This is a genomic window from Neobacillus drentensis (genome assembly GCF_021560175.1).
GTDB lineage: Bacteria > Bacillota > Bacilli > Bacillales > Cytobacillaceae > Neobacillus > Neobacillus drentensis_A.
Genome location: NZ_CP091110.1, coordinates 3024777 through 3037180, shown reverse-complemented (window position 1 = coordinate 3037180; position 12404 = coordinate 3024777). Strand labels below are relative to the sequence as shown.

The window sequence follows — 12404 nt, the reverse complement described above, 5'->3', positions numbered from 1 at the left end:
TCTATAGCAAATGTAATCCAGCAATCCATACTGCATCGTAATCCTGGAATTTATACAGTATGGCAAAAGCCGATCTTTGTTTATGATTAAATAGATTTTTATAGTTATTCAGCTTCTTCAGGAATTCACTATTTGTACAATTATTTTGATAATAATTTACCCAACGGTCATCCTTGACTAGATAATCATTGCGGACCCCACTTGTCCAAAACTTTAAACGTAATTTATGATCTTTTATATAAAAATCTTCTACTAATGATATTTTAATAATGGCATATTTTTCGATATTTTTATTTAATTTAAATGCCTCAATATTTACCTTTTCTCTTTCAAAAAACTTCTTTAGCTGCTCTCGAGTGAATCTACTTTTTAATTTTTTTTCTCCAACTGGATAGGAAATATCTACTTCTCTTAAATCTTCTACCTCTGTAACCGAACCTAAATCAAAATAAATGTCTCCATTTGATTCAATTTCATTTCTATGAAGTTCAATTGATAATAGGCGAATTTTCAGTTGATCGTAACATATCAGGATATATTCATGATTATTATATTGGGAGATTGCTAATGTAAGTAAGTCTCTTCCCATTATTAGTTCTCCTTAACCTTGAGGCTGTAACCACATACATATTTTTGATTACAAACATCACATATTTTCCAATTATGTCCATCTGGTAAGAAGGGTATGTTATCATCATTGATAAACCTATCCAAATTTTTAACGAAGTTTTTATAAGGCTTTGTATTTTCCCTTGGTACAAACGTAATATTTCGAAAAAGATTCTCTCCTTGATCTGTTTTCCACGAAAAATATTTAAACTCTAGTTTAGTATCTACATATTTAGGCTCAAGTGGAGAATTTTGATCTCTAATAACCATTTTCTCTATTTGTTTAAAATCTAGGGAGGACATAAACGGAAAAAGATTTTTAAATTGATTCAAAGTTTTTAGCATTGGAATATCATTAGCTCGGTATTTCTCGATAATGGTATATGTTGCTAATAATTGTGAAACATAAAATAAATTAAATTCATCATTGAAAAAAGGAAAAGGGTCAAGACAATGATTAAATAAAAGTCTTAAATAACATGCATTGGCTGAGCGTTTCATTGAATCATCTAAATTTATATCAAGTGGAACAGTACTCCGGTCATTATATGGTAACAAAGGTTCTGTATCATCAAACGTGTCTACCTGCAGCCAATCCTGTACGGGTAAATTTAATATTTTAAAAATAGAATAAGGCTCCGCTTTTTCTTCTTCCAGTTCCTCAATATAACTTAAACTTATTGGGTTTAATGCTGATAAAAAATAAGTGCCATAGAAAAATGAAAATCTTAAAAAATGAATATATTCCTTTTTACATAAGGCAATCAATGAAGAAATTTCATTCATTCCGTCAATCATTTCTATTGTGATAGGAAACGGCAAAGATTTTTTCGTTTTATTTAAAAGGTTCTCATCTGACAATCCTGCAAAGTGGTACACAGCATTAGGTTTGCCTCGTTTTTTTTCATCTTTTGCTTTTGCTAAAAGCACTCCTCCATCAATTTGTTCAAAGTCCCTTACAATCCATTCCGCTTCTTGATCCTTATTATCGCTAGCTGTTAAATAAAAATGTAGAGTATTTCTAATATCTTCAATATCTGCAACAATATCTTCTATCTCAATGGTTTCTAATCTATTTTTAATTTCGTCTATAAACAATTGCTCTTTTTTACTAATCTCAGCCGAATTGATGTTGGTTGAAATGTATTCTATTAATTCTTTATAGTGAGATCGTAAATCATCTTGCCCATCCTTAAACAATTGGGTGGCAAAATTATTTATATATTCTATTACCTGAATAAAGCTTTCCACATCATCCTTTGTATAGCTAAAGAAGGATAATCTTCTTATTTGGTCTTTATTTGATAAGGAAACCGTTTTTCTAATTTTATCCAACCGATTCATATATTCTGTAAAAGTCTGAGCGCCTTTAAAATATAACGACATGTCATAGAACATTTGTAAAGGTGTTAATCCATCTCTAAATTTCCAAATGTTTAATGCTAGACACTCTTTAAGATTCCGTTCATCTATTTTAATTTGTTTATTCTTACTGTCCCACATATTGTAAATTCCTAAAATAAATTGCCCAATAGGATATGATAAGAAATGACGGTCTCCAAAATGTTCAGGAAAATATACTTTTAGTAAGCTATTAATCTCACTCCCATCAACTGCATAAAATTGTTCTATCATATTTTTAATAATATCGATTTTCTTTGTTGAGCCTGATTGATTTGATTTCTCTTTGGCATCTTCATAAATGGGAGAAACATAATCAGTAAAGGAAGTTAGATTATCAAACTTATAAAGGAACTCATTCGTTTTTTGAATATCTTTTACTCTTCCTTCAAAAATTGAACCCATATTTTCACCGAGTTGTCTTGGTATAATACTAAAAAGTGAACCATGCTGCTCTGTATCTCTTTTTGTCCATCTATAGACTTTATCCCAAGTATTATAAATGGAACTAAATTCCTCACAATAGTTAAAGAGAAAAATGACTTCGACTCCTATTTCATTGAGTCTATGTATAAATTTATAAATTAAAGGTGTGAATTGATGTACGCCATGTATGACGACCTTATCAAAGGAGAAAGCCCCGTCTTCACTACCAAGGTTTTCAAGTAGATTCAAAACATGTTGAAGTGAACTGTTTTCTTCATTTTTGTTGGATTTTTTGGTTAATTCTATGGCCATCTTAATTTCATGAATCCGGTCATCATCACTAGCGCTAGGTTTTGGGTGAAGATCTAAATTTCTTTCCAATTCTTTTATCATGATTTCTTTTGCGCAAGTTAATAATCCATCACTTCCACGTTCTGATTGATGAAATAGCGATTTAAAACAATCTATATCATATAGTTCCTGATATAAATCAATTAAGCACAATTGCTCTTCAGATAAATGAGTTTTATTTTGGATATCTTCAGGTTTAATTCCACATTCAATAATAAATCGAATGGATTTTAAAATATCATTTTGATTATGTTTAAAGGAGCTTTGTAATTTGTTATTCTTTATTTTTTTTATCGCATTTGACAAGTGAATCGTTTGAAATAGCTTTAGTTCATTGTCTCCATGCCACTCACTATAAAATTGCTTTAAAAAAAGATCGATGGTGCATAAAAGTGAAAAAGACTCTCTACCATAATAAGCTTTTAAACCTTCAACAAGTGTTTGAGAGACACATAAATGAGGATATTTTTTTAGCTCATTCCAGAATGATAAAGTCTGTAATTCAAATGGATTCTTGTAAGCTAACTGCTTCATTTTTTTCTCCTCTTTCCAGCAATTTGCTCCATGATTCTTTTACATTACGATTGTTGTTTTCTAGTGATTTAAACCATGTAAATGTATTTTCTGCCCGTGTCATAGCAACATATAGTATTCTTGTTTCTTCTTGTACCTTGGATGTTTTTTCCTTATCTCTCTCATTTTTAAAGATGTCATTATAAATCGATGTTTCACCAATTTTCATTTGTAACCCTATATCATTTTTATTTATAATCATTTCATTTTTATTGATTGACTCTAATTCAAATTCACAGAAAGGAAGAATAACATGTGTGTATTCTAGGCCCTTTGATTTATGAACGGTTGTACATAATAATTTTTTATTATTATCCTTTTCAATTGACCGTTCGTCCTCATGTTGTTTAGCGAATATCATGATATATAAAAAATCTCTTATTTTATTGATCGTCATATATTCATCATTTGTACGTTTAATAATGGTCTCTAATAAAAGATCCATGTTTTTCTTATAATGCTTTTTCTTCTGTAAAACTTCATGTGGATCCGTTATCCCTAAAGTGTGTACATATTGGTTCCATGGCTTAATATCAGATATCATTTTTTTAATCAATCGTATGACTGGAACATTTTTCAAGTCTGTAACATAATCATTCCACTTTGGAATAATTTTGTTATCCATAAATAAATGTGTTATATAATTTGGACTTTTGCGGTTGGCATAAATAACTCGATTACTAATTTTCCTAGAAAAATTTGATAAAGAAAGATTGTATAAATGTTTTGGACTATTGTTAAATTGAAGGGCTAAAACAAGCTTGTAAAGATCAATGGAGGATTCAAGCTCATATAGGTTATCCGCCATGTCTGTATCTACTTCAATGTTATATTTCTTACAAATTTGTCTTATTTGTTCAATTTCATAATTTGTTCTTGTTAAGATGGCAATGGATTCCTTTTCACTCAGGCTTTTTTCTAGAATCTTCAATTTTTCTATTAATTTTTTTTCAAATTCATATTCGTCATGAAATGATACCTTATTCATTAGTTTTAAAGAACTTCCGCTAATTTTTACTCCTTCTAGAGCTTTATCATATTTTAGATAATCATTTTTCCCGAGGGCTGTAAAATGTTTGTCGAAGTCTAATAGAAGTTCATTATAGGTTCTATAATTTTTTGTTAAGGAAAATTCCTTTTCCCAGTTTTGCATCCCATCTAAGAGGAGGTTAAATGCATTATCTTCAGCTCCTCTAAATCGATAGATACATTGTTTAATATCTCCAACCACAAATAATTGAAATCCGAACAGTTTCTGAAAACGTTTAATGGTATCTATTTGTAAATCATCTGTATCTTGAAACTCATCTATAAACAAATATTTAATTGGATTTGAAATATCATTTTCATTTTCTAAAGTTGATAATATCTTTTTTAAATAGATCATCAAATTCGATAGTTGCACGATATTTTTTTCAATATCTTCTCCTATTGTCTTTAACTGAACATTCTTAGCTGTTTTCAAAAGTAATTCAAATAAATCCTTATTACCAGTCACAGATCCAAAATAATATTTTTGCGATAAATCTACATTCTTCTTTTCAAATTTGTCTAATAGATTTTCAACCGATCTTACTAATTCATATTTTTCAAATGGATATGCACAACTTAAGTATTTATCATTCGATTCAACTAATAGGTTTAGTTCTCTAACAATCTCTTCCCTACGCTCATAGACCCCTGATTGAATCGAAATGGCTGTCCCAACCCCTAAATGAACAGAGTAATGTTGAATAATTTTTTTAACTAAAGAATGAATCGTTGAAATGTTCATCTTTGTAACCATTTCCATCATAGATAAATAATAGGTATTTTCGGTTAAGATAAATAAATTATTAAAGTATTCACTCAATCGCTTTTTCATATTATTTGCAGCTTCATTTGTAAATGTAATCATGTAGATAGAATCCGTAAGCGATTCTGGACTTAATTGATTTTTATAAATTAAATAACTTATTCTTGATATCATAGAATGTGTCTTACCAGTTCCTGCACCAGCAGAGACTAAGATATGACGTTTAAAATTCGCATGCTCCACTAAATATTGATCAAGATTAAAATTAGACTTCTCATGGAAAAATTTTAATGTTTTCTGGCCTTTATCATCTTCTATTTTCCCATCAATGACTTCAAAGTAGTCTACTTGCTCATTAATTACAGCTTCATATATTTCAAAATGAAATATTCTATTCATTAATTGAGCTTTCTCTTTATTAAATAATTCAAAAGATGGATAATTATCTAGGTATTTAAATGTAGGATCAAATTCCATCTGTTTAAATAAAATGTTATTTATCCCTGTTTGTTCAGAAAGGACTATGACCTTCACTCCTGATTTCCATAAATTAAGTGCAAGGTTTATTGTTTCATGGACCTTAGATATTTCATGTTTTTTCGGAATAAAGATTAGTTTGGAATAATAATTGTTTTTTGGTTTTTCATTTTTAGGAATCGTTAAATTAGAATCAGCTTTTATTTCTTCCTTTGATTCAAAAATACTTCTCAGAACTGTAAATACTTGCTCATTCACTTTTACTGTTTTTTCTCTTTTTATATGTGAAATCTTATTCATTAATATATCTAAGAAACGCGAAGGTTCTTCAAAATCTTCTTTTAATAGAGTTATTTCTCTAGGTGATATTAAATCCATAGACTTCTGATAAAACATCTCTTCTGCCATATAAGGATAACAAACAACTGGAGAAACGAAGACATTCATATTTTTCTTTTCTTTAATCATCTCAGAGAGATTTTGGCAATATTTTCTGCATTGTTTTAAAGGCGAATAGTCTGTTTCAACTTCATTATTGGCTTTTCTATATTTAATCTCGGTATTATCATGTATTGATAAAATATCAGTCCCGTCCCAACCTTTTACCTCAATTATTACGAATCCAAAGTCTGGTACCAGAATACAGAAATCTGTTTCTCTTTCTTTAACATAATAATTGTAATAACAATTAAATTTATTAGATAAATTCTTTTTTAAATACTCATAAACAAACCTTTCACATTCATAATTAATCACTGGACTCTTTGGGAACATCACTGCCAAATTTCAACACTCCTTAATACTGTGGTATTACACTGTAAAAACCGAATATTATAAAGTCGCACTCTGACCAATATATTTTAATTTGAATACAATACTTATTTCCTATATTAATATTTTAATCGAAATAGTATTCAAATACCATAATTAAACAGATAATTCCATAAATCCTTTAATAGTGGCAAATATATGTATTATTTATATAAAGCGAACATATAAAAACGTCCACCAGTTCGGTAGACGTCTTTAGTACTTTAGTATCAACATGTTTGAATGTTTCTTATTTTTAGTCTTATCCAATAAAAATAAAGTCATTGTGCCATTCTAAATAAATGGAATTGGGCTCAATTTCCTTAAATGGTTCCAGAGACTTCCCGTTTAATTCTTCAACAAACTTTATACTAAAATTATCTCTACCAATAAATTTTTTAGATACCTTAAGTTCTAGTGTTTTGGGGTTTACTCCCATTACACCTCTATCAAATGCCCAATGGTGGAATTTACAAAGGGATAAGCCATTTTCAATTGTATCTGGACCATTTTGAGAAAACCATTTTATATGTGCGCCGTCAACGCCAAATGAATAATTATTAAAGCCTGATGAAAAACCACAAAATGCACATTTATATCTAAAATTTGCTAAAACTAAACTTGAAAATTCCTTATTTCGATTCTTTTGCAATTTTACTAAATTATCTAATGGGAGACTTAAAATATTTCTCAATTCCTCTTGAACGGTCTCCGGCCACCACTTTTGTAAAATAAAGTTTGCTAATATTGCACGTGCCTTACTTGAATGTTTTAGATTATTAAAAAGTTCCTCGTCAAGGATTACAAATGTATCTTGATCTCTAATTACTTTTATAGGAAGATCCTTAGAATGCGTCATCGTCACCCCATTAGGTAAATGAATATTCCAAAAAGGGGAACTGTTTAAATATTGAAAGGGTTGATATGCTTTTGTACCACCCTTACTTGGTCTACCTCCATAGTTGTCTATTAATTCGCTTAATTCTTTTTCAACATCGATAAAATTAATCCTGTTTTCAGCAAAAGATCCTTCTTCGAACTTAGATATTATAAGTAATAATAACAGAGGTTTTTTTAATGCTGGTCTACCGTTGTGTATATTAACATTCATATGATTAATGTCATTAATGATCTTTTCTATATTCATTTTTCCATCCTATAGTTTTATTTGTGGGTGTTTTTTCTTTTATACTTGCTTCAGAATTACACATATCTTTTATATTTGTTTCTAAAAGTGACTGTACTCATCATTAATTCTGGAACAGCTTTTCCATTCCACATGTTTTTGGATTCAATACCATTATCATAGAGTTTAATAATTACATCACAAACATTTATTACATCTTCCAAAGTGTAATCATTCCCTAGTTGTTCAAACCAGTGTTTGATATGACTTGGGACTTGTTCAACCCATTTTGCACCTTTTTTGGCTATTGCTTGTGCCACAATACTTCCCCCCTTTGAAATGTTTTTTCTCGTTATATCTTTTCGATAAAAAATATAAAATCCGATTTCTGTTCCATTTTTTTCTAATTATTTATATTGCTCCAAAAGAAATACAAAAACTAAAACTTTTTACAGCTTTTTGAATACATTAATTTACTTGATAAAAACATTGACCCTTATAGGTTCCACAGGCTAATATTTAGATATCATTTAAATTGTTCGAAGTTTTAATAAAGGTCTGTATTCAAGTTTTACAATTGGATCATGCTGTAACAAAGTCATACCCATGCCCAAATTTATTCAATGTTAATATTGATTATTAAAAAGACCAAAGATTCACTGTAATTATTTTGTTATGAATAATGAATATTAGGATAATTTCCCCAAATCTGACCATAATTACATATTTCACTCATCGATAGTATTACCTTCCTCGCATCTGTAATATCACTGGTTCGTGATTTTAGAGCTTGTATTAGTGTTACATCCCCTGAAAGTCTACCGTTATTATATAAGACTTCAAAAATGTGTTGACTACTCCTATCTTTGATTACTCCACGCATCCGAAAATGATACATAAGCACCCACTCCTAAAAAAATTCATTCATTTGTAGAAAAAATGATTAACTCATAAAAATTTATTTCTTAATTATCAAAACCATCAAATATTTAGTTGCCTTCTTACTTCAGCTAGTTGCTAGAATTGTTCGCCCCCTTCTGTCCAACTAATAATTCTTACCCCACATCCTCTAAATCGCACCTTTCTCCCTTCCTGATTATTAATAAATGCCTTATACTGTGGATTTTATCTTTAAAACATTTTTATATCACTGGCATTTTTTCGAATATTAATAACACCTACATTCAATAAAAAGACAAAACTTATATCTTTTTTATCATAACCCATCCACAGGCAATTGCGGAATCAAGCACCTTCAAATTATTATTTATCAGTTAATTCTCAAGTTCAATTTTAACTACTTCCTCGAGAATGCTTTGATAGGCATTTGTATTAGCAGCCAGGCAGCAAGACCCTCGTATTCTATTTTCAGATAATATTATATAAATATTGATAAAAAAAGAATGTCGAGAATTACTCAACATCCCTTAAGAGGTATATAAATCAATAACTAAAAATATATGAAAATTATTTATATTAATCTTCATTTATTGAAAATTTATATTGATCTTTTTCCTCTTTGATTAAATACCCGTTTATCTCCTTTTTTTTAACAAAGGAAGAGTTATTAATATTATTTGAAATACGTTCCCGTAACTTTTCAGCATTTCGACGTTTAGTTCGAAACGCACTTTCCTTCATTTTAATTGTAATTTGATGTCCAAAGCGTAAAAATACCTCTGTTTGTTGGACACTTTGTGGTAATGTATCTTCAATATGATTGAGAACGAACCATATACAATTTGACTTTTTATATGATTTGCTGGGAAATAACCAGATATCTAATGAGGAACTTACTTTAATCGGGTACATATACATTTCACCTAGTACCTCTTTAGAGCTACTTAGAGCACCAATAAGACTTGATCCGTACTGTAGTAATGACTTATCTATCAGGTGAACAGGAGACATTGCCACTAAAAAGTTCTCCATATCTTCTATTACCCTAGTATATAGAGTTCCGTTTGTATAATACTCCCCCATAAGTAATCCTGTTTTTTCATTTATCAAGTAATTTTTTCTAATTTCCATGTCCTTTACCCTTCTCTCGGATTTTATTATTGGTTTTTATCTCAAAAAAGGGTATACTCAAATAAAGTTGGTATACCCAACTTACACTTGCCCTTGGGATACGTCTGCCAGGACTATCTATCCCGAGGGTTTGTTTATTTACTGGTCACATTTTCCTCACCTCCCTTTCTTTTGGAGTCATTTCACTAGCTGTCAAATCGTCTTCTTATTATTAGTTAAATAAAAATACTTCTCTTTTCCCTTAATCGTTACAGAAATTGATTCCATATCTCATTATTTCTACCAAATTCAACCCTCTTTAACTTTTTCATTCTTCCAATAAGTACCGCAACTCTCTTTTCATAGGAACAATTTTGTTCACCATTATTTAGATGTAAAGCGTCACTGACCAATTATGGATAGCTTGCTAGCATGGATTCATGATAGTTACCAATTCTTCCTGTAGGGCAAATTTAAAATAATTCGTCAAACCATATATTGATAATATCCATATATTCATTGGTTTATCAAGGGAGTTTTAAGATTATCTCTGCTGTACTGTGTATGACTTTTCCAAACATAAAGATGTCAACGATCTGACGAAGTTGTGTTAATGATAATAGGTTCTTATTATATGACCTGACAATGGCTTTTTTCTCCATTTCCACTCCTGCAGCCTTCAAATCTCATTCAGATGAGCACATGATTGGTAATCTGATTGAATTGATTTCTAGAGTCACAGGCAATCCGCTTCGAAAATGACACTTTTTTTCCTAATATATAATTGGTCTGTTTCCTCCAAAGTAAATCCTTCAAAGATTTTAAGCAAAATACTCGTATTTTCAAATAGGTAGAGGAGCCTATATCCCCTTTTTATTTCGATTTCCTTTTCACTATTGATAAACTTGAGCAGAATTTCTTGTAATTAGAGCAATGCCTTTAATCGATGAGAACCATCATTGATGGTTAATACCACATTCACTCCATTTTCTAAGCTGCCTTCTTATAGATGTGCAAGTAAGTGTGGAAAATAGATTTGTTCTTCGAGTACATTTTCAAGCATATACCGCTTTATTGCTCTTCGAAAATTGCTTCAAGTAAGCAAAAGTTCATTTGTGTTATCAGAACCTCCTTACCAAATTGATTGTATCCGCTTCCATTAATAACAGCTATCATGTCATATGTAATAATTGCCAAACCAATCACCTCGTGAACATTATAACAGTTAGATATTATTCTTTTAAAATAAAATTTTTAGATTCTTTTATAAAGATTTTTCTATAATTTTCTGTTTAGACTTTCTTTACCTTTGTACCATTGACAAGAATAATATTACTAGTATAATATTATGTTTTTTTGAATTTTTTACTAGTAATTGTTCTAAAATTTTAGTATTAGGTGCAAAATAAACCTATTTCAAATAACAAATTTCATTAATAAGTAAATTAAATCGATCATTATTTAGAAAATAATATAGATTAATGACTCAATAAATTATTTTTCTTATTCCTCTATTAAATTCACAAATATATCATAATTTGACATTTCTCACCTTTTTTCGCTATTTTTCTTAACTAACAACCTAGTTTTCCCTTAAAATTAAATATGAAATGCCTTCAAAAAAGCTTTCCATGGTCAGTTCTTATAAGTTCAGGACTCGAAGGTTCATTGTGTCTCCTTTGATGGTTTTACTAGGGTAATTGAAATCTAATCATTTGAATATCCACCTTCGTTTACTAGCAAATCTGTTCTTTCATGGGAATTAATAATCTAAACTCGTCTAAAAAAAATACCAAGCACCATCCTTTTTTCAGGATAATGCTTGGTACTATATTGTAGGTTTTAGTTTATTATTTCTTAGATTTTCTCTTTTAAATATTACAATAGCATTTAACTCAACCCTTTTAGTCGACAAAAATGCCCCAACCGTCAGAATAACCACCATATGGTTTACTTAAGCTATCTAATTTCTTCTGTATGTTGATTAATTCATTATAATTCAAAAGCATTCTTTTAGAGCAACAACATGCCCACTCGTCCGTTTCGTCGTCTTGATCTAAAAAACAATTAAACCCTTCTCCTTTTAATACTTGCGATAATTTTTCACCTGTTGTTTGATCAGGCACAGCCACAAAAAATTCGACTGTTTGTTGTTTTTTAAAATTTATTCCATCTTTATAAAGACTTTGTAAAGCCTCTCCATCACCATCATTAGGAAATTTCATTCGTTTTCCCTCCATCTTCTTGTCCTTCAAAGTTGTAATTATAATTCAATTATTTCATTTCGACCAGTTATAAAATAATATACAGTGTTAAAATTAAAACACTTGAACCACAACAGTATGACTCAAATTTAGCTCACCTCTTAAAATACCCTGCAATAGCTGGAAAATTCTCGATTTCCTTCCTCATTTCACGAAACGAAACCGTATCATTCCCTCTAATAAACTCAAAATCCAGGCAAGATTCGTGACAGTTCATAGGCTTTTGTTGAAAGGTCTTCCTATAGAACTGGATTGCCTCTTCAGGGTTCTTCGCAAAAATAAAGACAAAATCCTTCTGGTTCATCTTCAGGGAGTAAATGCAAACTTTATGAAAACCTAAGACATTGTTTTCAATCATTTCTGCAACCTTCAGATGATCCGCTTGTTCTAAGTCAAATTGGGATAGGTTATCCTCTAAGGTAATCTTCTTTTCTGCTAGTAAATGGTGAAGGTAATGGGCCAATGATGATTGTTCATAAAGTAAACTATCTAGATAAAGATCTTTCACCAACATCTGCTGCCACCTCATTTTCGATATTTGGGGCATCCGTATTTTTCGTAC

At 30.0% G+C, this 12404-nt stretch carries 8 protein-coding genes; all 8 read right to left on the bottom strand.

Annotated features, from left to right (window positions below; translation table 11 throughout):
* Position 1: 1 nt before the first annotated feature.
* Positions 2-589, bottom strand: a complete 588-nt coding sequence (locus tag L1999_RS14170; RefSeq protein WP_235744132.1) for a hypothetical protein — start codon at positions 587-589, stop codon at positions 2-4.
* Between the two features lie 2 nt (positions 590-591).
* A complete protein-coding gene (locus tag L1999_RS14165; RefSeq protein ID WP_235744131.1) occupies positions 592-3321 on the bottom strand; it encodes a hypothetical protein in 2730 nt (909 codons plus the stop codon).
* The gene (locus L1999_RS14160) at positions 3290-6406 is read right to left on the bottom strand and encodes a UvrD-helicase domain-containing protein (RefSeq protein WP_235744348.1); all 3117 of its coding nucleotides are present in this window, start codon (positions 6404-6406) and stop codon (positions 3290-3292) included. Before L1999_RS14160 ends, L1999_RS14165 begins: the two co-directional genes overlap by 32 nt.
* Before the next feature lie 298 nt (positions 6407-6704).
* On the bottom strand, positions 6705-7589 hold the full coding sequence (locus L1999_RS14155; RefSeq protein WP_235744130.1) for a phosphorothioated DNA-binding restriction endonuclease: 885 nt from the start codon (positions 7587-7589) through the stop codon (positions 6705-6707).
* 56 nt (positions 7590-7645) lie between these two features.
* Complete coding sequence (locus L1999_RS14150; protein ID WP_235744129.1) at positions 7646-7888, bottom strand: hypothetical protein; 243 nt, start codon at positions 7886-7888, stop codon at positions 7646-7648.
* Between the two features lie 1156 nt (positions 7889-9044).
* Entirely contained in the window at positions 9045-9599 is a 555-nt protein-coding gene (locus tag L1999_RS14145) for a competence protein ComK (protein WP_235744128.1), read from the bottom strand.
* A gap of 1883 nt (positions 9600-11482) precedes the next feature.
* Entirely contained in the window at positions 11483-11803 is a 321-nt protein-coding gene (locus L1999_RS14140; protein WP_235744127.1) for a ribonuclease E inhibitor RraB, read from the bottom strand.
* Positions 11804-11936: 133 nt separating this feature from the next.
* Positions 11937-12356 carry a hypothetical protein gene (locus L1999_RS14135; protein WP_235744126.1) on the bottom strand — a complete coding sequence of 140 codons (420 nt, stop codon included), beginning with the start codon at positions 12354-12356 and terminating at the stop codon, positions 11937-11939.
* Positions 12357-12404 lie beyond the last annotated feature (48 nt).

Coding starts and splice junctions, on each gene's coding strand:
- L1999_RS14170 (WP_235744132.1), bottom strand. CDS start 589: ATGGGAAGAGACTTACTTACATTAGCAATCTCCCAATATAATAATCAT.
- L1999_RS14165 (WP_235744131.1), bottom strand. CDS start 3,321: ATGAAGCAGTTAGCTTACAAGAATCCATTTGAATTACAGACTTTATCA.
- L1999_RS14160 (WP_235744348.1), bottom strand. CDS start 6,406: ATGTTCCCAAAGAGTCCAGTGATTAATTATGAATGTGAAAGGTTTGTT.
- L1999_RS14155 (WP_235744130.1), bottom strand. CDS start 7,589: ATGAATATAGAAAAGATCATTAATGACATTAATCATATGAATGTTAAT.
- L1999_RS14145 (WP_235744128.1), bottom strand. CDS start 9,599: ATGGAAATTAGAAAAAATTACTTGATAAATGAAAAAACAGGATTACTT.
- L1999_RS14140 (WP_235744127.1), bottom strand. CDS start 11,803: ATGAAATTTCCTAATGATGGTGATGGAGAGGCTTTACAAAGTCTTTAT.
- L1999_RS14135 (WP_235744126.1), bottom strand. CDS start 12,356: ATGTTGGTGAAAGATCTTTATCTAGATAGTTTACTTTATGAACAATCA.